20 protein-coding genes are annotated in these 23,128 nt (G+C 41.6%); 8 read left to right on the forward strand and 12 right to left on the reverse strand.

The annotated features are described in order from the left end of the window. Positions 1-56: 56 nt before the first annotated feature. From RE474_RS01950 to RE474_RS02005, 12 genes are all read right to left on the reverse strand, one after another. Positions 57-3,569 (reverse strand): PGF-pre-PGF domain-containing protein, encoded by a 3,513-nt coding sequence (locus RE474_RS01950; protein WP_309311310.1) that lies wholly within the window; start codon positions 3,567-3,569, stop codon positions 57-59. A 281-nt stretch (positions 3,570-3,850) separates the two neighbouring features. Further along, positions 3,851-4,033 (reverse strand): 30S ribosomal protein S27ae, encoded by a 183-nt coding sequence (locus RE474_RS01955; RefSeq protein ID WP_309311311.1) that lies wholly within the window; start codon positions 4,031-4,033, stop codon positions 3,851-3,853. Positions 4,034-4,035: 2 nt separating this feature from the next. After that, positions 4,036-4,347, reverse strand: a complete 312-nt coding sequence (locus tag RE474_RS01960) for a 30S ribosomal protein S24e (RefSeq protein ID WP_309311312.1) — start codon at positions 4,345-4,347, stop codon at positions 4,036-4,038. Then, positions 4,328-4,921, reverse strand: coding sequence for a GTP-dependent dephospho-CoA kinase family protein (locus RE474_RS01965; protein ID WP_309311313.1), 594 nt, complete (start codon positions 4,919-4,921; stop codon positions 4,328-4,330). The genes RE474_RS01960 and RE474_RS01965 overlap by 20 nt, the downstream gene beginning before the upstream one ends. Then, the gene (gene spt4 / locus RE474_RS01970) at positions 4,922-5,107 is read right to left on the reverse strand and encodes a transcription elongation factor subunit Spt4 (protein ID WP_309311314.1); all 186 of its coding nucleotides are present in this window, start codon (positions 5,105-5,107) and stop codon (positions 4,922-4,924) included. Positions 5,108-5,127: 20 nt separating this feature from the next. Further along, positions 5,128-5,691 (reverse strand): DNA-directed RNA polymerase, encoded by a 564-nt coding sequence (locus tag RE474_RS01975; protein WP_309311315.1) that lies wholly within the window; start codon positions 5,689-5,691, stop codon positions 5,128-5,130. A 67-nt stretch (positions 5,692-5,758) separates the two neighbouring features. Then, on the reverse strand, positions 5,759-6,127 hold the full coding sequence (locus RE474_RS01980; protein ID WP_309311316.1) for a PIN domain-containing protein: 369 nt from the start codon (positions 6,125-6,127) through the stop codon (positions 5,759-5,761). After that, the gene (locus tag RE474_RS01985; RefSeq protein WP_309311317.1) at positions 6,124-7,350 is read right to left on the reverse strand and encodes a translation initiation factor IF-2 subunit gamma; all 1,227 of its coding nucleotides are present in this window, start codon (positions 7,348-7,350) and stop codon (positions 6,124-6,126) included. Before RE474_RS01985 ends, RE474_RS01980 begins: the two co-directional genes overlap by 4 nt. A gap of 238 nt (positions 7,351-7,588) precedes the next feature. Continuing rightward, on the reverse strand, positions 7,589-8,344 hold the full coding sequence (locus RE474_RS01990; RefSeq protein WP_309311318.1) for an RAD55 family ATPase: 756 nt from the start codon (positions 8,342-8,344) through the stop codon (positions 7,589-7,591). A gap of 148 nt (positions 8,345-8,492) precedes the next feature. Beyond that, the gene (locus RE474_RS01995) at positions 8,493-9,650 is read right to left on the reverse strand and encodes a formate--phosphoribosylaminoimidazolecarboxamide ligase family protein (protein WP_309311319.1); all 1,158 of its coding nucleotides are present in this window, start codon (positions 9,648-9,650) and stop codon (positions 8,493-8,495) included. An 82-nt stretch (positions 9,651-9,732) separates the two neighbouring features. Next, positions 9,733-10,338: a stage II sporulation protein M gene (locus RE474_RS02000; RefSeq protein ID WP_309311320.1), complete on the reverse strand. Its 606-nt coding sequence runs from the start codon at positions 10,336-10,338 to the stop codon at positions 9,733-9,735. 2 nt (positions 10,339-10,340) lie between these two features. Further along, positions 10,341-11,237: a DUF63 family protein gene (locus RE474_RS02005; RefSeq protein ID WP_309311321.1), complete on the reverse strand. Its 897-nt coding sequence runs from the start codon at positions 11,235-11,237 to the stop codon at positions 10,341-10,343. A gap of 187 nt (positions 11,238-11,424) precedes the next feature. On the opposite strand from RE474_RS02005, the gene RE474_RS02010 reads away from it, so the two are divergent. The 8 genes from RE474_RS02010 to RE474_RS02045 all read left to right on the forward strand — a co-directional run bounded on the left by RE474_RS02010 (position 11,425) and on the right by RE474_RS02045 (position 23,042). Beyond that, positions 11,425-12,459: an NAD(P)-dependent glycerol-1-phosphate dehydrogenase gene (locus RE474_RS02010; protein WP_309311322.1), complete on the forward strand. Its 1,035-nt coding sequence runs from the start codon at positions 11,425-11,427 to the stop codon at positions 12,457-12,459. A gap of 40 nt (positions 12,460-12,499) precedes the next feature. Beyond that, positions 12,500-12,946 (forward strand): UPF0179 family protein, encoded by a 447-nt coding sequence (locus tag RE474_RS02015; protein WP_309311323.1) that lies wholly within the window; start codon positions 12,500-12,502, stop codon positions 12,944-12,946. Between the two features lie 104 nt (positions 12,947-13,050). Further along, positions 13,051-13,674 (forward strand): DUF2150 family protein, encoded by a 624-nt coding sequence (locus RE474_RS02020; protein WP_309311324.1) that lies wholly within the window; start codon positions 13,051-13,053, stop codon positions 13,672-13,674. An 89-nt stretch (positions 13,675-13,763) separates the two neighbouring features. After that, complete coding sequence (cfbE, locus tag RE474_RS02025) at positions 13,764-15,200, forward strand: coenzyme F430 synthase (protein WP_309311325.1); 1,437 nt, start codon at positions 13,764-13,766, stop codon at positions 15,198-15,200. Positions 15,201-15,370: 170 nt separating this feature from the next. Next, a complete protein-coding gene (gene cfbD, locus RE474_RS02030; RefSeq protein WP_309311326.1) occupies positions 15,371-16,501 on the forward strand; it encodes a Ni-sirohydrochlorin a,c-diamide reductive cyclase catalytic subunit in 1,131 nt (376 codons plus the stop codon). After that, positions 16,498-17,292, forward strand: a complete 795-nt coding sequence (cfbC, locus tag RE474_RS02035) for a Ni-sirohydrochlorin a,c-diamide reductive cyclase ATP-dependent reductase subunit (RefSeq protein WP_309312273.1) — start codon at positions 16,498-16,500, stop codon at positions 17,290-17,292. Before cfbD ends, cfbC begins: the two co-directional genes overlap by 4 nt. Positions 17,293-17,304: 12 nt before the next feature. Next, entirely contained in the window at positions 17,305-18,774 is a 1,470-nt protein-coding gene (gene cfbB, locus RE474_RS02040; RefSeq protein WP_309311327.1) for a Ni-sirohydrochlorin a,c-diamide synthase, read from the forward strand. Positions 18,775-18,980: 206 nt separating this feature from the next. Beyond that, complete coding sequence (locus tag RE474_RS02045; protein ID WP_309311328.1) at positions 18,981-23,042, forward strand: S8 family serine peptidase; 4,062 nt, start codon at positions 18,981-18,983, stop codon at positions 23,040-23,042. The last annotated feature ends 86 nt before the right edge of the window (positions 23,043-23,128 follow it).

A 23,128-nucleotide genomic window follows, 5' to 3' on the forward strand; every position in this document is an offset into this window, starting at 1 on the left:
AAAATATGGATGTATCTCTTAATCTTATATGATTCACTTATTTACAAAAAAGAATATTACTGCTTCCTATATAGGAAGCAGACTAAAGCAATAATCAAGCCACAAGTCAGAGCAGAAAGTGCCCCAATTGTTTTTTCCGGTGTAACTACCTCTGTTGAAGCATTTATGCTGGAATTTAGAGTATCTATGGCAGAATTATCTTCATCAGTAACGGATTGCAGTCTCTCATTTGCTTCACCTATGATAACAAAAGGTGAGAATCCCGGTGTACTTGCCTCGAAATACAGGTATTCATCATCTGAACCTGTTTGCGTGGTTGAGAGTCTGCTCCAGCCGCCATCATATCTCTCAAGAACAATGCTTAGCTCATCGATATCATTATCCTCTATCCAGTTTCTGGATACTTTGAACCCAATCACAGGGTCAGCAATGTTATCTTCTGTTGCATATCCTGCCTTACCTACCCAGATGTTTATATTCTTGTAAACATCTCCGGCAGGAAGTGAATAAACAAATGTGGACTTATCTTTCAGTACCTCTATTGTCACTGAGATAGTTCCGGAATTCTTCAGTGATTCATAACCAATATACTGAATATCGTTGCCATCTCTATAGAAATCAAACTTAACATTACCTATTCCCACGAAGACAGAGCTGACATCTTTTACTGCGATGTTCTCAACATCTTCTCCAGTGGTACCGCCACCACCGCCTCCTCCTCCGCCGCCAGAAGGTGTTTTTGTAATAGTTGATAATTCAATTACTATTATTGGAACGGTCAAATTGCTATAATCATTTCCATCTGTTACGGTGAAATTAACAAAATATGTTCCTTTCTGATCAACTGTTGGAGTCCAGTTGAATAGTAGGGAAGTAGCATTGAATGTTGCACCGTCAGGTAAGGTACTTACATTAGAATAGACAAGCTCATCTCCATCTGCATCTGTTGCATTGATAGTGAATTGGAGATTTTTGGTTACTTCTATTGTTTTTGAAGAAATTGAATCAAACTCTGGAGGTAAATTTATATTTGTTACATTAATGGTGATCGTCTCATTATCAACTTCAATTCCATCAGTTACATTGAACTCAACTGAATAAACACCAGAATCATTGTAATCTGGAGTCCATGTAAAAGTATTGTCATAAAGAACACCAAAACTTGCGTTTGTACCAAAAATAAGTGTGTCATTATCAGCATCTGTTGCTGAGAGATTTATAATCAGAGTGGAAGATTCACTGACATTTCTGGTTCCAATATGAGAAAGAACAGGAGCATTGTTAGAAGTTACTGCATCTACGGTAAAGTTCCATGAGTATGAAAAGTCCTGTCCATTTTCTGTACTGGCTGATATGGATATATTATATTCACCGGTCTGATAGGATGAAGCACTGTTATATTCAATCCTATATCCGTCTGTTATCGGAGTAGCAGTAAATGATACAGTAGAGTTGTTTATTTTCATGACGATAGAATCATAATCAACTCCCTGCGGATGGACAACATCTGTAGAAACAGCCATGTTCTTGCTAGTGGCCTGTGTGCCTGGAGCCGGGAATTCATTGTTGTCACAGGTAAAGGAAGCTACAAGAGCAAATGGTTGCGATCCTCCTTTGTTTACACTATGAGCAGTGATATTGAATGTGTAATCTTCATCCGATACACTACTCAATTCGATGCCTTCAACATTGTTGATGCGATCAAAATCGGAACCACCATTGCCATAGTATGTATCTGAAGAGTCTGTAATGGTGAAATCAAGGTCATTTACCAGTGACTTGGTTGTGCCCTCAAAAGCAGGGTAGTCAGTCCAGACAAGAGTTGCTCTTAATGACTCTCCATTTTCAATATACTCGTAAGTGTGAGTCCATGACTCATTTTTGCTAAGTGATTTACCGTCATAATAAGCAATTACTTCTGGATAGTTTACCATTATGGAATTTGCAACATCAACACGTCCCCATCCCTGAGAATAATCGTATTGAGCTTCGGTTTCTTGTGATATGTCATATGCTCCATTTATTAAAGTTGCTTTTAATAGTGCAGCACTGACATTTTCTAATTTTTCCTCTGTCAAATAATACTCACGGATGAGAGCTATTGACCCTGAAACAAGTGGTGTAGCCATGCTAGTTCCACTTAAATAAGCATAATTTGTATTTTGTGATATGTTAATGTACTCATAAGTAGCTAAACTTGATCTCGTTGAAATGATGCATGTTCCGGGAGCAACAACATCCGGTTTTATTCTGTTATCAACTGTTGGCCCACGGCTGCTAAATGTTGCTACTTCGTCAATATTATCAGTATATGAATCATAAGAATAACCTAAAAAATCTTTCACACCAGTTCTATTGCTTTCCGAAGCTCCAACTGTAATACAGTTTTTTGCAGTTGCAGGACTTGATATTGAATATATAGACGGTCCGGAATTACCTGCTGCGAAAACAATAACCATATCTGGATTGTTCCAGATAAAATCATCAACTTGCTGAGAGGAAGTAGTATACTTTCCATAATCACCATCTCCCCAACTATTACTATGTATTTTTGCGGTCAAATTATATGCTGACTGGAAAAGAATGCTGAGATTACCTGGGATTGCAGATAATTCATTAGTAGAATCAGTTGCATTTTGCACTGCCTGGAATACCAAACTTGCTTCTGGAGCTATTCCTTTATACTGGCCTCCTGACATAGAACCATTACCAAGAACAGAACCTACAACGTGTGTACCATGACCTGCATAATCCATAGCACCATTATCTGAATAATCAATTATTTTCAGTATCCTTCCCCGGATATCCGCATGCATCGTCTCATCATCTACACCAGTATCCAGACCGGTATCGCATACTGCAACTATTTGCCCGCTGCCATTAAGTCCCACATTAGAATGTACAATACTTACATTCATGATAGTTGCCGCAACGTCATTAAAAGCAGTAGGAGTATGATACTCTTCAATCCATGAGATCCCGTTTATTTTTGTCAGTTCTTCTATATTGTTCACAGGAATTTCTATTTTTAAAATCTGATATGAATTATCGATAATGGTTCCATCAATTTGGTTTATTTCTTCGATTATTTGCTCATCGTTTTCAGCTTCAAAAAGAGTAACTAATAATTCGATAGTAGAATTAGTTGAATTAGAAAATGAATCGGTTTCTTCTGCCACATATTTATATACAGGTAAATACTCCCCAATCCAGCGTACAAATTCCAGAGATTCAACCTGGGACTTTACGGTTTCATTCATCTTCAGCACAAAAGTATTATCGGGAACGTAATCAAAAATCTCAGCACCGGTTGTCTCCACCGTATCTTTCCACTCAGGCTGCACGATGCCATCGAATTGAACAAGATAATATTTATAAGAACTATCCGGAACTTCATTGTTGACACTAACAGCCATTGTACTTGGTCCGGTGTTGTTGACATCTGTTTCCAGATCAGTATTAATATGACCTGCTTTCAGAAAGATAATGTTGCTGTCATTTGCCGATGCAATAGATGTAAAAAACAATAAAATTATGAAGATGAATGCAATATTTTTCCTATCCTTCATGTATTCATTTCCTGTTTTTGTGCTGAGTATAAAATAACAATTGTAGAAACATTCACGATAATATGTAAGTGATAAATATATTCAAACAAACTTCTATATAAAATCAAATGAGTATTGAGAAAAAAGTATATTTAATTAATAGATAGAAATGTAAATAATCCATGATGCAGATGTCCAAAGAAATGGATATTAAAACATTTACAGATACGTATCACTTAACTGTGTACAATATCAATAAAAAAATCAAAGAAAAGCAACCCGATGGGTTGCAGAAAAAAGAATTATTTCTTAAACTCAGTGTATCCGCACTTACCGCATGAACGTCTGTCCTTGTGCTCTGCGAGGAAAACTCCCTCACCACAGCGTGGGCAGAACTGGTTGGTGCGCTCTATTGAATCGCCACTGACATTATAGTAGTCTTTTGCAGGCTTGCTTGCTGCTTTACTGCTTGCTTTTGCTGCCATGATTATTCCTCTGTGGTCTCTTCAGCTGCTTCTGGCTCAGGGAGCTTGTTCCTTTCAAGAACATATGCTTCCTCGATCTGCTTCATACGAGCTGCATCTTCATAGATCTTGACGTATGCGTCAATTTCCTGCTTACCGAACTCGTTGTTCATTTTCTGAACGATGACAAGTTCCAATGGTGCATTGAGCATAGCTGCAAGTTTAGCTTTAACATCGTCTCTTGATGGTGTTGCACCATCGAATGTAACCGCGAGGTTTAATTCACGCCTGTTAAGGAGTGCATTATTTTTTTCTTTAATAATTTTGATATCCATTCAGTTTCCTCCGAATAGTCTCTATTTCCTGATTATTGCAGGCCTGTCCGTCGAGTATCGCCGTTAACAGATCCTCCATTTGTTCCTTCTTATCTGATGTTATCTTGACAAGTACAACACCTTCATCCGGCTGTCCGTAAAGAACAGCTGAACCTTCCGGTGCCATAAGAATTGCAGGTACAGCCGCAAGGTCCTCCTCGCCGCGCACAAATATCCTGACATTCTCATCTGATTTTAATGCATTTCCTACAGCATCTATCAGATCTTCGGTTATGACCCCTGCTGGATTGTCAACGGATATTTCGGTGAACCCTGTATGCTTGGTACCCACCACGACCCGATCAGAAGCCGGACCGCGTTTTGTTCGGTCATCCACTATAAGGATGTCCGGAATTATTCCATGATTGAGCAAGTGGAAGGTAGTAACATCACCCACGGATATAAGTTTTGTGGGACTACCAAGATCCACTGAAAGTTTTTCAATGGTATCGGCACCTTTACCTTTGTAAAGGCGTCCGAATATTTCCCGAAAACGAGGACGTAATGTTTCGGGCAAAGTAAGCTCAATGCCCAACTAGCGCACCTTCAATGCATATTTGTCCGGGACCTTCACATCAATTTTCTTTGCAATTTCCGAGCGTTCCGGATCTATGATAATTACCATACCACTCCAGTCAGCACTGAGATTGCTTGAACCGCAAATGGGACATGTCTGACCATTAATGATTCTGTGGCATTCCCTACAAACCTGTTCACTCATTTAAAGCACTCCGGTTTTGTTTACTCTTTCTCAGCGGAAGGCCTTCTGGCATCTTCCAGCCATTCGAACTTACCCAGGGAATGCTGACGCATTGTCAGTCCTATCTTGCTTTCCCTTGGTTCTCTCTCATTGATGCTCACAGCAACGATACGTGCCCTGACCTTGTCACCCTCTGAAAGTGCCCTGCCACCATTCTTGCTGACAAGTCTGCCGTTCTTTCCATCGTATGACATGAAATCATCAGTAACCTGACTTACGTGCAGGAGTCCATCCATAGCTCCGATACTTACAAAGGCACCAAAGTCAACGGTCTCTACAACTTCTCCCTCAATAACTTCCTGGATAGTTGGAACAAAGACTATTGCGTCAAAGTTCACATCGTAGTATACAGCACCGTCACCAACAAGGATATGACCTTCACCAATTTCGTTGATCTGTGTGATGGCAACGATAGCACCAATTTCCTTGTCTATTCTGCCTTCCAGCTTGTGCTTCAGGGCATTCTTGACATTCTCGTTAACATCCTTGCCTAAAAGATCTGGCGCAACACGAATAGTATCGGCAAGCTTCATCTTTTTATACATATGAAAAACTCCAATAATCCTGTATAGTATAATTATATAACAACTTATATGATTTTAAACTGATCTATTATGAAACAATCTCAAGTCGGTTCTTCTGACGCAGACAAATTACCGGGATATTTTTTTCTTCTAGTCTTCTTCTAAGTCCGATATCATTGGTCAGTACGGCAGCTTCAAGATCGATGGCCAGTTCCAGAATGACATCGTCAGCGTGCCCGTCAGCACGGACGGTCTCACATCTCTCTGCCATTGACCGGGCAACCTTCGCTGCAATCCTGTCCTGTCCTTTGAGATTTTTGATCAGGTTGTCCAGTTCAGTGATAACAGCTGTGGGAACGAGATGGATATCGAATCCAAGTCGCTTAAGCTCTTCAAAAATATCGACTTTGAACTGGACAGGTATCATTAATGCGTTCGTATCAATAATTACCTTCAATCCTTGATAACTCCTACACCAATAAGTCTCCAGCGTGAGCCCACACGCCTGCTTATAGCAACCATGGAATCTCCTTCCGCACAGACAGGTCTTTTCAATTTGACCTCTGCAATGTCCTTACGTGCGCTGGTGACAACACCAACAGTAGTTGCTGTACCCACATTCAGCATCAATGGCTCACTAGTCTTTATAGGTCCGATAACTTCCTCATCGGAAACCCCTACAACTCTCTCAAGCAAGTGAAGCTCGAGTTTGAGATCATCACGTGTTGGAGGTAAGGTTCCGGGCAGACCTGCTACCTGTCCTGTCAGTGAATCACTCTTTGTGAGTGTCGGATCAAGAGTGGTACCTACTGCAAGCAGTCCTCCAGGAGTTGCCTCTTCAACGTTTTCCTTTCCGGCAACGATCATAGAAACCTTAGTAACAATAGATTCCCACCTGGTCATACCATCACTCTCAACCTTTCTTCCCGGCTTGACCTCAAGTTCGTCACCAGGATGCAGCATTCCTTCTGTAAGTGTGCCGCCGATAACACCACCGGTAATTTTCTTAATAGGTGTACCTGGCTTGTTGATATCGAATGATCTTGCAATAAGCATGTGAGGTGGTTTGTCTATCTTATGAACTGGCGTTGGGATCTTCTCTTCCATTGCCATGATAAGAGCATCGATATTTATGTTCTGTTGTGCGGATATTGGCACGATAGGTGCACCCTCTGCAACGGTTCCCTTCACAAATTCCTTGATCTGGTGATAGTGTTCAATGACCTTTTCCTTTGGTACAAGGTCGATCTTGTTCTGGACGATCACAAGGTTCTCGATACCGATAATGTTCAGTGCCATCAGGTGTTCTTTTGTCTGTGGCTGTGGGCATGTTTCATTTGCCGCGATAACAAGAATGGCACCATCCATGATAGCTGCACCGGACAGCATAGTAGCCATCAGTGTTTCGTGACCTGGAGCATCTACAAAGGACACAGTCCTGAGCTCTTCGGATGGTTCACCACATCCAGGGCAGGTCTTCTCTACTGTATAACACTGAGGTTCCGGACAATTCGGACACTTCCTGAAAGTAGTGTCTGCATAGCCCAGTCTGATAGATATTCCACGCTTCATCTCTTCGCTATGTGTATCTGTCCATACTCCTGACAGCGCGCTGACAAGTGTGGTTTTTCCGTGGTCGACATGTCCTACCATGCCGATATTAACACAAGGTTGACTCAATTTTTGATTTCCCTCCCGGTTGGGCAATATTCTAAAAGTGTAATAAGTTCAGTATAAGTTTTAACGGATTACCTGTTTAGATTTGTGGTCTATCATTCGATTAATCATATTTAAATGATTTCGAACAGACCAGAAAATGCAAATACCTATTGGTATGGCAAACCATGCCTTATTCTTTTAATAATGTATATAATTTGCTATAACAAGGATATGAAAAAGAAGAATGCCGACAATGTGGTCATGACATAGATCTCATAGCATAGTTAATTATATCATCCCTCTGGAAGATCTTCTCGATCTTAATACCTTTATTACTTATTTTGTAGTTTAGAGGCTCCAGCATGAGATAAGTACATCTCATTTTAGGAATATACATTTGTCTCATCCCTTTACCTGTCACGCTATCCCTGATAACACTCAGTTCGATGTTACCAAAAGAAGTATGCTGTGCAATGGCAAGTTTCTGTCCGCTTTCTTCCGGGCCTATCAAAAAAAGAGTTGTACATTTCTTATCAAAAAGGATATCATTTATAGTAAAGAACTTATCTGCAAACTCTTCCATATCATGGTAAAGAGAAAGCATATCTAAATTGTCTATAACCACAACTTCTACATCGTCAGGAATGTCCTGAACACTCTGCACACTGTCTTTTTCCAGAAATCCTATTCTACTGCCATGTCTTGCAGCATTGTATATTTTGTTAGTCCTGGTTTCAAAGGATTTGGTTATTTGCAGAGTTCCTTTTTTTATGCATGAAGTGAAATCAATTCCAATGCTCATAGCCTGTTCAAGAAAACTTTCTACATTGACCTGGGTAAGCATAAGTACGCATTTTTTCCCATCCTGACATGACCTGTAAAGAAAATGAGTTGCAAGGATAGTTTTTCCAGAACCTGGGGAACCACTTACCAGAATACCCTGCTGTGCGGGATAGCCTCCTTCGAGTATTTCGTCCAGTTCTCGTATTCCCGTAGGAACTCTGTTGATCTGCATGTGACAAGTATTATACAATCAATTATATAAAAAGACTATTATTACACTGCATATATTATTATCTTATTGAGAACAATAAATAAAATAAGTCCGGCCTTTGAAACCGGAAACCCGTCAGGACAAAACCTGAAAGGCTGAAAAGATGAATTTATGTAATTATCTTGTCAAGCTGGTCGGTCTCAATTGCTCTTCTTATCTCAAAAGCAACACGGCGACCTGTGCTCATTGGCTTTCTCCATGTGGTGTTTCCATATGGGTGACCAACTGACATGTGGACATTTGTTCCACCGCCAACACGTGGTGCTACATCATATATGTAAAAGTTAAGATCTTTGTCAACACATGTCTGGAGACAGAACGGACCGATTACTCCAGGGTCATAGTGTTTCTTTGCAGCATCGATGTATTTCTGGGAAAGCTCGAATACCTTCTCAAGAAGTGATTCCCTGAGGGTTGCTGAGTTGTGACCACATACTGTGTACTCAGGTGTGAGCTGGTGTTCTGCAAGTGTCATCTGCTGTGGTGCAGGAAGACGTACGTGTCCGTCAAGGCTTGTCTCAAAGCGCCAGTCGATACCAAGAATCTCAAGTTTGCTCATCTCGGTCTCTACAGGTGAGTAGAACATGTCAAAATTGAAGACCGGACCAATTACATAACGCTCAATTCTTGCGTTGTCAAGTGCATCCTGAGTGATAACACCCTGTTTGAGCAGGGACTGTGCCTTCTGTTGATATTCCTCGTAGGTTCCTGCTGTGAAGAAACCTCTTTCAAGCTTCTTGACTGCATGAGGGAGCTTTACCATTACAAGTTCCTCTATGTCCTGCGGGTCATTGATCCTTTCAGGGAATGGCAATCCTGCTTTCTCAAGGAGCCAGTAGTAGTCACGGTCCATACCTCTCTCTTCACTGCGGAGCATGTTCCTGCTTCCAACAAGAGGGACTTTGAAATCGTTCTCTACGTCATCGATACCACAGTATGATGTGAATGAACGGTTTGGAATGAAAAGCACATTCTCTTCTACAAGTTTCTTCTGGACGGCTGCACTGGTGGTTTCACTGAATTTGTTCAGCAAAATGTGTTCGTCCACAATACCACGGACAACCTTACCATTGCTGTCTCTCTGGGACTTGAAGTATTCTGTGTAGGTTTTTTCACGACCCTGCTGGCAAACAGCAAATGTCCTGAAATCCTCTTCAATTGCCCCGTCAAAGATATCAAGTGCTGAATGTGACGCCACAGCACCGATCTTGACCTTATCTAAATCATAATCTTCAATGATCTCTGCGATCTCTTTTCTGTCTATCATTATTTACCCTCAGTTTTGCCCAGACATTGTATTTACTATTAATAAACCTGTTTACGCCTGGTATATAAATGAATTATTGAGTTCAAACTCCGCTTACCATGTAGATAACCAGTGGTGTAATAAAAGTCTCTATCACTGCTGCAAGAAATATAAGTGGAAAAAGCCAGTGAAGATAAAATTTGATTCCCCTGATAATTTCAGCTTTAAGGTCAACTGGTTCCGACCGGAGACCCTGGAATGCTACATATCCTATTTTCATCCCTATAGCAGAAGAGATGATCAGCATTGGAATCTCGATTATACCGTGAGGAGTAAGCCCTGCAATTACAAAAAGAACTCCACTCTCAGCAGTCTGATAATGTGCAAATATGCCGATGACAAAACCGTTCAATAGAAGAAATCCCAGAGGAACAATGCCAAGAGCAAAGCCCAAAAGGACTGACAAGAACATTTTCAAAGCATTGTTCACAAAGATAAGCAGCATAATTTCAATTGCTGAAAGGCCCTGGAGCATTTCTGCAAGTTCCTCCAGTCCGCCAAGGGAATCCAATGCGTATGAAGGGTTTGTAGCATAATATACATAGCCTGCAATAGCTGATATTAAAAACGCTACAAAGCTAAAAAATACAAATGGTTTTAACTCACGAATATATATCCTGAATACCTCTCTTACATTTTCATCGTGCATAATCAGACTCCAAATGCCATTCTGATTGTGTTTCTGCATGCGGGAGATAATCCAAGGACTATGATCACCAGTTTGAGGAACGTTTTTAATGTTTGTGATTCCTCGTCCTCATCAAAATGATTATCCAGTACATATAATACCGGAATGAATATAGATAGTTTTAACGGATACATCACAAAAGCAGTTCCTGTAAGGTCTATCAGGTATGATGGCACAACATGCTTCTCGTAGTATCCCAGAAAATCAATTCCTGCAATGGTTGAAGATGCATCCATCAGGTGAACCCATAGAATAGCCATATTGATCTTGCTTTTGAGAAGATCGAAACCTATGCGGTCAAATAATGTTTTTAATAATATTACTATCATACTGGCTGCAGCAAGAACAAAGACAGGAACCCATGGTCGGGTCAGATCTTCCAGATAGAAAAGAATAGAAAGATTTACTGCAAACCAAAAAAGTCCGAATCCTGCAAACAGCTTTCTGTAATCACCTGTTCCTTTCAATTTGACTATCCATTTGGAAAGTACAAGGAAGAAAACTGTGATGACAAATACCACAAAATAAATGTTCGGAGTTATGAGAAGATAACTAAGAGGGTGAGTAAGGAATCCCGTATCCTCTAAAACCCTCATAGATGAGCCCGCGAGGATAAAAGGAATCACGGATACTGTAAACCTGTCGTCGATCTCTATATCCAGTTTTTTCAACAGCTTCACAACGCCGAAAATACAAATTCCCAGCACGATTGCCCATGTGACAGTATTAACGATATTGTAGCCACTATCATGTAGTATCGGGTCGATGTAATATTCGTTAATGAATTGGGTAACTTTATCTATGAATGGCATTATAATCACAGCAGTAATAATATAGGAATACCCTAATACGATTAACATTTAATAGTTTATGGGAAATGCAGAGAGTATCAAAAGATTTTTCCTGCTTTAAGGACAGGTCATCCGAAGACCTGTACTCATTTGATATTATTTATTACCTCTGCAGCGAATTTCCACATAATAAAACAAACTATTCAGTTTCTGGCAGGTATATTAAGTGATTCCCACACAAGGCAAAAAAAAATGGATGCAGTTACCAAGAGATATTGTTGTCGGCCCTGATGTTATTTATGACCTGAAGGACGTATGTAATGACCTCAAACTCAAAGAAGGTGCTTTCATTGTCACTGGACACCATACCAGGAAAATAGCCGGGGATGTTGTATATGACATCCTTAATGAATGTGGATATGATCCAGCAATAGCTTCCTCAAAAGAAGCATCCATGACAGAGGTCAATAAAATTGTAGAGCTGGCAACTGAAGCAAATTCCAGATATTTGATTGGAGTTGGAAGTGGTAAATCCATTGACGTGGCAAAACTTGCGTCCACACAACTTGACCTGCCTTTTATAAGTGTACCAACTGCTGCATCCCATGACGGGATCGTATCTTCCAGGGCATCCATACATGATAACGGTAAAAAAGCCTCCATAGAGGTCAATGCGCCCATGGCGGTAGTGGCTGATACAAGCATCATAGCAAAAGCTCCTTACCGTTTGCTTGCTGCCGGATGTGGCGATATTATTTCAAATTATACAGCAGTCCTTGACTGGGAACTTGCTCACAGGTTGAGAAACGAACCATTCAGTGAATATGCAGCAGCTCTTTCCAGAATGACAGCACAGATCCTTATGGACTCTCCGGAGGACATCAAACCGGAACTGGAAAGTTCAGTGAGGATTGTTGTAAAAGCACTTGTATCCAGCGGTGTTGCCATGAGTATAGCAGGTTCTTCCAGACCTGCATCAGGTTCTGAACATATGTTCAGTCATGCACTTGACATGGTGGCGCCAAATTCCGCTCTTCATGGAGAGCAATGTGGCGTGGGAACCATAATGATGATGTACCTGCATGGCGGTGACTGGAAGAAGATCAAGGAATGTCTGGAGATAATAGGAGCTCCTACAACCGCCAGTGAACTCGGGATAGAAGATAGATATATATTAGAGGCGCTTCTTGTTGCACATAAGATACGTCCGGAAAGATACACGATACTCGGTGCAGGCCTTACTCCTGAAGCTGCCGAGAAGGTTGCACGTTTAACAAAAGTTATTTCATAATTACTGTTAAATATCCTAATTAGTTAATCAAGGTGATTATATGACAAATGATACTACCATTACACTTATTGGCTCAAGGCTTGCAAAAGAAGGCGAAGACTTCGTATTCATGGGTGAGTCCCGCGAATGCAAAAAATGCAAGTTGAGGAGGACCTGTATGAACCTCGAGCCAGGTAGAAAATATCGTGTTGCAAAACTCAGGGGGGACACCGTCCATGAATGTTTCATACATGATGGCGGAGTACTTACTGTTGAGGTCGAGACCTCACCAATAGTTGCAGCGATCGAATCACGCAAAGCTGTTGTAGGTTCAAAAGTAAGCTATGAACTTCCAAAATGCACAGAGTTCGACGACAGCGTATATGATATCCTTTATCCGGAAGGCCTTAAGGAAGGAGACAAATGTACCGTCATTAAGGTACTCGGCCCGATGGAAGACGGAATGGTATCCGGATGCTCTCTTAAAAAAGTGGAACTGAAACTATAGTTCCGTTGCGAACATCTTTTATATAAAAAGGAAATCGTAAGTGTAAGTGAAATTTCGAATAATAACTATAATTAAAACTATTAATATCACATAGAGGTAATTGAATGTCAGGGACGGAAGGTGATGTATTCCACCAGGATTTTTATACAGCAGAACGCTGGAACAACTGGGTTAACCAGGTAAAGGAATGTGATTTCAAATTTGATGAATCCGATGAGCCACAAGGAAAAGAAGGTGCAATCTTCGTAAATATGGAAGATGACATAATCCTTGCATGCCTCAAGATCATTGCAAAATGTGAGAACGGGCAGATCTCACCTGAAACTGCAATGCTCTCCATCGCAGATATCAGGGATATCGCACTTGCAGAGATTGATTCAATCTCAGAAGATGTGGACATGATGATCGAATCACTCCAGACATCCCTCATGGGAAGCTTTGCAGCATGTGAGGCATACCTGAGTGGAGATTATGATGAGAACGCAGAGATAGCTGATCTTGTAAAAGTTGCTCTTGAAGCTGAAGCCTCTGATGATATAGAGATAGCTATTGGCACAGTTGCAGAAATAGGTGCTCTGGTCATCAGCGGAAAGGAGCTTACAGAGAAGGTCATGGAAGAAGTCCCATACGGACTTGTTGCAGAATGGCTTGATGGAATTGACTCCATCGCAGCTGCAATGGTAGGCTCTGACAGTTATAAGAATGATGAAGAAGATGATGAGAGTTAAGGATTTTTCCACTCTCATATTTCTGACTTAACATTCTTGCTTTGACTAAAAATAATCTTTTTCTTTTGTTTTTTATACTTGCTATGACTATGCCTTCAATTGACAATGTGAACATTTCCAATATGAAATTTCAGGACACGTCAGGAATTATTGTTCTTGATCTGACACATGCAGGAATTATTATTGCCACAAAACTTGCAGAGATGGGCTATTCTGTAACCGCTGTTGATGTTTACAGGACTGTAAATGAAAATGTGCTCCTGGAACTGGAAGGAAAGTATGGCATTCAGACATCAAAGGAACCAGTGCCAATTAGTGATAATGACCTTGTTGTAAGTCCTGCTCATCTTGACCCTGAATATCCGGTACTTGTAGAAGCCAGAGAAAAAGGCATAAGAATTGTTACTCACCATCAGGCAGTTGGCAGTATTTTGTCCATGAATGGATGGCCTGAAAAAGGAACTGTTATCGAAATTACCGGGTCGAAAGCCAAAACCAGTTCTGCTTCCCTGCTTGCGGAAATGCTTTCACAGAAGATGAAAGTAGTTCTGCACACTTCCAGAGGTCTGGAACTATGGGAGAACGGACAATGCAGAATATTGAACCTTGGACTTAGCATTGCACCGGGAAGCATATTGCTTGCGATTGACAAAATGAATGAACTTGAAGTTTCAGCAGAATGCTACATTTTTGAAGTTTCAATTGGCCTCACAGGTTTTGCAGATATAGGCATCATTACAACGCTTGAACCGGATTATCCCATAGCTGCATCAACTTCCAACTCCAGCGATGCAAAAATGAACGTGCTTTCCTATGCCAGAGAAGATGAGGTGTTTTTCCTTAATGTAAAAGACAGGAAAGCCCAGGATATGGCGAATGATCTTGGGAAATCAGTATTTACTTTTGGTGATTCGGAATATTCTGGGCAGGACTATGAGAATGCTGATGTTGTTGCTGATATAGTGACTGACAATGGATACTTTAGTCTAAAAATAAAACACCAAACCGGGACATTCTCATCCAGTTTGTCCGAAAAATACAATTCCAGATCATATGCAACTGCTTTTGCAGTATCAACTGCAGTTGCTTTGAATATGGGAATTTCTGAACATGACATTATTGAAGTCATTGGTTCTTTTGAAGGACTGCAGGGAAGAATGCAGGAAAAAGAGCTTGCTGGCAGGATACTCATTGATAATTCTAACTCTGGAATGGACATTAGATCCGCAGAGCGTTCACTGGACTATGCTTTAAACAGGATAGAGGATAAGGATTCTGGCGTAATCATGGTGCTGGGAGAAGAAGCTGCACAGGTATGTGAGGGGCTTCCACCGGAACAGGTTTCTGAGTTTGTGAAGCAGCGCAATGCTGACCTTTCAGGGCTGATACTTGTCGGAGAAAGAATGCAGAATATCGGAAATGGCAATTCCACTTATGCCAGCGGACTTGAAGAAGGACTTGAGATAGCTACGGGAATGGCTTCTGAAAAAGATATCATTATCTCATGTGTAAAATGCTTCAGATGAAACTCATTAATTAATTCATCAATTCTTAGTTTATTGACTATGATTAGTCCTTTTATACAATAAAGATATAGATAGTGCAGAAAAATAGACTTGTAATAAGTATACTAAATATTACGAAATTACAAAATTATAATAATCTACTAGAATCAACCAAGTTTATCGGGATAAATATGGCTGAAAACGATATTTCTATAATACACCCGCGGCCCAGCTCCATTGTGGCTGCTTTATACACACTGCGTGACCTGAATGTTGATGTTGCAATACTCCACGGTCCACCCGGATGCTCATTTAAACACGCAAGGCTGCTCGAAGAGGATGGTATACACGTAGTGACAACAGCACTTGATGAGAATGGCTTTATCTTCGGAGGCCGGGAAGAACTTTCAACCATGCTTGTAAAAGTAAACGAGATGTTCAACCCAAAACTCATCGGAGTTGTAGGAACATGTGTCAGCATGATTATTGGTGAGGAACTGAGCGAACCTGTGAAGGATGCAAACCTTGACGTGCCTGTGATAGGGGTTGAAGTACATGCAGGATTCCCAAACAATACTAAAGGTGTCCTAATCGCCCTTGAATCTGCATGTGAAGCAGGTGTAATTACTGACGAGGAACTTGAGAGACAGAAAGTCCTGCTCACAGAAGCAACCAATGTTGAGAAACGCCATGGTGCAGCAAGTAAGGAATATCTTGTCCCATCCCGTGGTGACCTGAAATATAAGGTTGCTGAAAAGGTAATCAATTACCTGAAGGAAGGAAAGAAATGCCTGACTATCATGAACGCAAAGAAGGAAACCGGCTACATGTTTGCAGACATCACCGTTGCTATCAATGAAGTGGCTGCCCAGCTTGGTGTTGCAGACAATGTCATTAACATGGCAAATGTGGATGATACACTCGGCCTTCCACGTGTACGCCAGCACGCAACATACATCATGAATGATTTCAGGGAAAAAGGAATTGTAATTCACGAAATAATCGGTGGCATGGATGAATATCCGATTGCCGGCGAACTTGTCAGTAAACTGATAGCTGAAAAATACAGTGACTTTGACTTTGCTGTAATTACAGGTGTCCCACACGCCATACCAATGGACAACCTTCAGAACATGGATGTTATTTCCGTAACCAACGGCCCAAGACAGGTATTCCCACTCAAGGATATGGGACACTCAAATGTTATAGTCGAGATTGACCTGCATCCAAAGACCCTTGGCGTTAACAACATTGTAGAATCCGAATTCGGTGCAACAATACGCGAGGTTGTAAAGGACATGCAAAACGCGGAGGAAGCCTGATGGAACAGAAAAGGATAGCAATATACGGTAAAGGCGGAATTGGAAAATCCAGCACTGCTTCCAATGTTGCAGCAGCATGTGCCGATGAGGGTTACAAAGTTATGATCATCGGATGTGATCCTAAGAGTGATTCATCCATTACACTTCTTGGCGGTAAGAGAATACCAACAATCCTGGACCTTCTCAGGCAGAAGATCGATGTAAAGGAAGAAGACATCGTCTACGAAGGTTACAAAGGTGTAAAATGCGTTGAAGTTGGCGGGCCTGAACCAGGAATAGGCTGTGCCGGTCGCGGAATCATCGTTGCCATACAGAAACTCAGGCAGATGTGCAAATCCATTGATGATATGGATCTCATTATCTACGATGTGCCAGGGGATATCGTATGTGGTGGTTTTGTAGCACCAATACGTAAGGGACTTGTAAACGAGGCTTACATTCTCACATCAGGCGAATACATGCCACTCTATGCTGCAAACAATATCTGTAAAGGTCTTGCCAAGATCGACACTCCACTTTCCGGTATTATCTGTAATTCCAGAAGTGTCACAAGAGAAGAGGAAATTGTCAGGAAATTCTCAGAGGAGATTGGCAGCAAGCTCATGGCTTTTATTCCAAAGGAACAGATCGTTCAGGACTGTGAAAGGGATGGTTTCTCAGTGCTCGAAAAAGCCCCGGATTCACCAGTTGCAGGTGTTTATCGCGAGCTTGCACATGCTATTATGTCCAATGACAGTTCTGTACTGCCTTCATCACTTGAAGACGAAAGACTGCGTGAACTTACACGTTAAGGTTTGATGAAAATGTCTGATACTCCTCAGGTTCCGGAAAATAAAGGGAACAAAGATATTCCAAGAATACTCCTGTCTGCCGGCAGTTCATCTTCCGGTAAGACAACGATAACCATCGGACTGCTTGCGGCTCTTACTGAAGCCGGATACAAGGTTCAGCCTTACAAAGTTGGGCTGGATTATATCGATCCAAGCTACTATTCTGAAATTACTGGTCGAAGGGCACGTAATATAGATGGATTCCTCATGGATGAGGAGGGTGTCAGGGACGTTTTCATTCATGGTGCGGAAGTTGATGAGGATGCAGATATTGCTATTATCGAAGGTGTTCGTGGTCTATACGAGGGTTTTGACAGCTTTACCGACACCGGCAGCACTGCACAGATCGCCAAGATACTGAAATGTTCTGTTATTCTGATTGTCAATGCAAGGAGTATTACTCGCTCGGCTGCAGCTCTTGTTAATGGTTTTAAGGACTTTGACAAGGATGTGAACATCGTCGGTGTGATTCTCAACAACATTGGTGGTCCAAGGCACACTAAAAAGGCCACTGAAGCCATTGAACATTACACAGGCATTCCGGTAATCGGTGTAATACACCGCAATAATTCAATGAAGATATCCATGAGGCACCTGGGTCTTGTTCCTGCAATAGAGGAACGCCGCCGTGCTGATAATTACGATGAAAGAATTGAGTTCATTAAGAACAAAATCAAGGATGGCATCCAGATAGACAGGCTTCTGGAGATGGCACATTCAGCTCCGGCTCTTGAACGTCCTTCCGAAACGGTTTTCACCCCACGGGATATCGAAGGTGAGCGTCCGGTTATTGGTGTCGCCCTTGATGAGGCTTTTAATTTCTATTATCACGATAATCTTGAACTTCTGCAGCTTGCAGGAGCTGATATCAAATACTTCAGCCCGATTCACGACAGCAAACTACCGGACGTTGACGGACTCTACCTTGGTGGTGGCTATCCAGAACTTTTCGCTGCAGAACTTGAAGACAATGTCTCAATGCGTGAGGATATTCTCGATGCATCACGCTCAGGTATGCCAATTTACGCAGAATGCGGCGGTCTGATGTACCTGACCGAGAAACTCAGCACAGGAGTTAAAGGCAAAGGTGCTCACCATATGGCAGAGATGCCCGAATCCACTCACGACATGGTTGGTGCACTTCCCGGACACACCCTAATGGGTCACAAACGTGTTGTCAGTTACAACATTGGTGAACTTGCAATGGATTCAGTTATTGGCAAAACAGGCAATTCTTTCCGTGGTCATGAATTCCACCATTCCGAGGTTACAGAGATTCCTAAAGATGCAACGTTTGCTATCAAGCTCTCCCGAGGCACCGGTATAATCGATGGCTGGGACGGACTTACTGTTGATAACACACTTGGATGCTATGCGCATCTGGTTGCAAGTTCTTACAGGGAGTTTGCAGGTAGCTTTGTGGATTTTGTGATGAAGCATTGATCGATACAAAAAATGATGCTTTTTTGATTCGGTAAATTCTCTTCATCAGGTTTTTTAACCCTGGTTACCTATTGTAATTAAATAAGAGTATATTTGCTTATTTATATCACACTATTTATATACATATTAGTCTGCGGTTCTTGCTACGTTTTTTTAGAAACTTATGCGCATGTTTTTTATATATTTGTCCATATGAACCCAATCATATGGACGATAAAAAAAAAAGAGTTACAAGAGACTGCTTCATGTGCGATATTTTTAGAAAGATCACAATGAACAAATGCAAGATCCACTCAATATTTCTCATACTCATTCTGCTTTTTGCTTCGATCCCATCGGCATATGCTGTATCAAATGCTGAGAACCAGAAGAAAAATACTGTGCAGAATTCTGATGAATTAAAGGATCTGTTCTTCTCATCAGGTGAGTTACTCATTAAAATAAAGGATACTTCTAAGAAGTCCATTAAAAACTCCGCAAAGCCTGATGATACCGGTATTGTTTCACTTAACAAGCTCAACAAAAAGTTTGATGTTATTGAATTTGAACAGATTGCAACGCCTTCTGTTTCAGAAGATGATGGAACTATATATAACTGGTACAAATTGAAGTTCAATGTATCTGCTACACAAATATCAAAGAACTCCAGTGAGTTTAAAAAATTTAAAGCCCTGATGAATTCTTACGAGCTTGATCCAAATATTGAAGTTGTAGAACTTAACTACATCATCAATGTTCAGTCAATACCCGATGATCCATATTTTTCATCAAGCGGATCATGGGGGCAATCCTATCCTGACCTATGGGGCATGCAAAAGATAAATACCGAATCTGCATGGGATGTGACAACAGGTTCATCATCAGTAATTGTTGCAGATATTGACACCGGTGTGGACAGGACCCATGAGGACCTTAAGGATAATATGTGGGTGAACACAGCCGAGATCCCGGATAACGGGATAGACGATGACGGAAATGGGCATATTGATGATTATTATGGCTGGGATTGGGCTAACAATGACAACGATCCTATGGATGACCATGGTCATGGAACTCATACGGCCGGTACCATTGCTGCAACAGGCAACAATAATGTTGGTGTAGTAGGTGTTAGCTGGAACAGCAAGATCATGGCACTGAAGTTCCTCAATTCTGCAGGCAGTGGTAACTTAGATGATGCTGTAAAGGCGATCAAGTATGCAGCTGATATGGGTGCTCGTGTTTCATCTAACAGTTGGGGAAGTTTCGGAACCAGTCAAATGCTGGACGATGCTATACGCTATGCACATGATAAGAACATGGTAGTGGTTGTAGCAGCAGGAAACAGCAACGATGATGCACTTGATTATACTCCTGCATCAGCAGATTATTCTATTACAGTTGCAGCCTCAGACTACACCGATGCAAAAGCTTACTTCTCAAACTGGGGACAAAAGATAGATGTTGCGGCTCCCGGAGTTGATATACTTTCAACCAAGGCGGCAGTAAGTCCAATGTTCTCTTCTTCCAGCACTGTTGACACTAATTATGGCCGTGCTTCAGGTACATCCATGGCCACTCCTCATGTTGCCGGTCTGGCTGCTTTGCTAATAGCTAATGACCCTTCCCTGACCAGTGAGGAGGTTCGCCAGATCATTCGTACAGGCTCATTTGATCTAGGTACACAAGGAAAGGATGATTATTTTGGTTTCGGAAGGATCGATGCTGCTAATTCACTTTCACTTTCCGATACGAATGTCCTTGCTCCCTTTATAACAAGTCCTGCCAGTAGAAGTATGGTCTACGGACAGTCACTTGAGATAACAGGTTCTGCTTCTGGCAGTGGTTTTGAAAGTTACACATTACAGGCAGGTGTGGGACGTGATCCTGCGTCCTGGATAAACCTTTCAGAGTCAAATACACAGGTAACGGATGGTATACTTGCAGTTGTTGACACAACCCAGCTTCCAGACGGGTATTACACATTCAGGCTCATTGCTACAAATACTGACGGGATAGAATACCAGTTCCAGGTGTATGACGTCGAAGTGGACAATTTTGATGCAGCCATAAATTCTCCTTTAATACTTGTTTCCCAGGGAAGTGTCGATTTGATAGGAGATGCACAAACCAAAAATGGAATGGCATTCTCTCATTATATGCTTGAATGGGGTGAAGGCTCATCCCCTGCTTCATACACAAGCGCAGGCATCTCAATGACCAATGATGGTTTACAGCCAGTTATTGATGGGAAGCTTGGAATCTGGGACACATCTGGTCTGACATCCGGTCAAGTATACACCCTTCGTCTGAGCGTAGTTGGTGAAAGCGGTGTAACATCGCAGTGTTCCATCCAGCTCACAGCTGATAGCGATCTGGTAAGTGGATGGCCAATACTGATTAGTCGAAGTACAAGCAGTAGCATTAGTGAAGCCACTCCTACGATAGCGGACCTTGACAATGACGGAACAGATGAAATAGTTATCACTTCAGCTGATAACAAAATATATGTATTTAGAAAAGATGGCAGTGATTATCCAGGCTTCCCTGTATCCGTTACTACAGGTGAGCATTTCACATGGCCTGCAAATGTTGCTGACCTTGACAACGATGGTCACAAAGAGATAATAGCAGCTTCTGTCACTGCTTCAGGAACAAGTAAAGTATATGTTCTGAAGGATGATGGTACATTCTACCCTGGCTGGACAAAACCTGTCCATATAATTGGCCAGCAGGTTGGTGACGGCACACCTACAATAGCAGACCTTGATAGCGATGGTATAAAAGAAATGGTTGTTATCGATCCTTTCTACAAAAAGATGCATGCATATCACCTGGATGGAAGCGAGCTCACAGGTTTCCCAAAGACACTTCCATTGAGCGATCTGGAATATCCTGGTGCACCTCTAATCACAGATCTTAATGGTGATGGTGTTCCTGAGATAGCCTATGGAGCAAAGAATAAGTTCTATCTATTCGATAATCATGGGAATTTGTTGGACGGATGGCCTTTTGTTGCACCTGTTTACAATGGTAACACAATTAATTTCAAAAGCTCGCCTGCCTGTGGTGATGTAGATGGTGACGGTGATCTTGAGATCGTAGCTATCGGCCATAATGGAGGTAGCACATCTCCTATCTATGCATGGGATATGGATGGTTCTCTTCTTCCGAACTGGCCAATGGTTGCAGGTTCTCTTGACTATGGTCATTCCCCGCTGAACAGTCCTTCTCTAACGGATGTTGACAACGATGGACTGGATGAGGTAGTCGTAGGTCTTTCTTCATTATCTATCTTTGATCAAGACGGACAGAAATCAATTGGTACGGGAATTGGAGCAAAGATCGCACCAGCTATCACCGATGTAGATGGAGATGGAAAATATGAGTTCTCTGGAGTAAAGGACAATAAATTACAGATCGGCAATGACGATGGTTCCATTTTATGGCAAAGGGTTTTCTCATCAGATACACTCTTTTTAAGTCCGGCCATGTTCAGTGATATTGATAATAACGGTAGGATGGAACTTACCCTTGTACAGAGCAGGTTACCTAATGAAGAGGGAGATCTGATTGCATATATGTGGGAAATGCCATATTCAGGTGAAAACTCTGGTGATTGCTGGTCAATGTTCCTGCATGATCCACAGAGATCTGGCAGACTTGCTGTGTCTGATTCTATGGATACAGTAACTACTCCTCCGACTGACACCGCATCACCTACAACAGTAATCGCATCACCGTCAGGATCTACTATTCTATCAGGTGTTGTTGATGTGAATGTTGAAGCTTCAGATGATACGGGTGTGAGCAAAACAGAACTCTATTGCAATGGAGTACTTCTCGATACTGAAACGGTTGCTCCTTATCTATATTCATGGGACACCACTCATGAGAGTGACGGCGAGTATATGCTGCAAAGTAAGGCATATGATGAAGCAGGCAATGTAGGTTCATCACAAACAGTAACGGTCACTGTCAAAAACAATGTTGACGAGAATGTAGATACAGATGCTCCGGTAGTTTCGATCGCATCGCCTCTGGATGGTTCTAGTTTCAAGAGGAAATCCACTGTCACCATTAATGCTATGGCTACGGATAATGTAGCTGTCACTAAAGTGGAATTCCTTGTGAATGGTATTGTAGAGTACACCGATCAAACCGGGAGTTATAGTTACGACTGGAAAGTTCCTGCAAAGCCAGGTCCATATACACTTCAGTTGAAGGCGTATGATGATCAGGGAAATATCGGTACATCTGAAACAATAACGGTGACTGCAATAAGATGAATGTGATTATGTTGCATGTTAGAATGAAAACAGAGTTGACCATCTAAAATATGTCGTACAGAAAAAAGAAAAATGGCTCAGGGCAG

Origin of the sequence: Methanolobus sediminis (assembly GCF_031312595.1) — an archaeon.
Lineage (GTDB): Archaea > Halobacteriota > Methanosarcinia > Methanosarcinales > Methanosarcinaceae > Methanolobus > Methanolobus sediminis.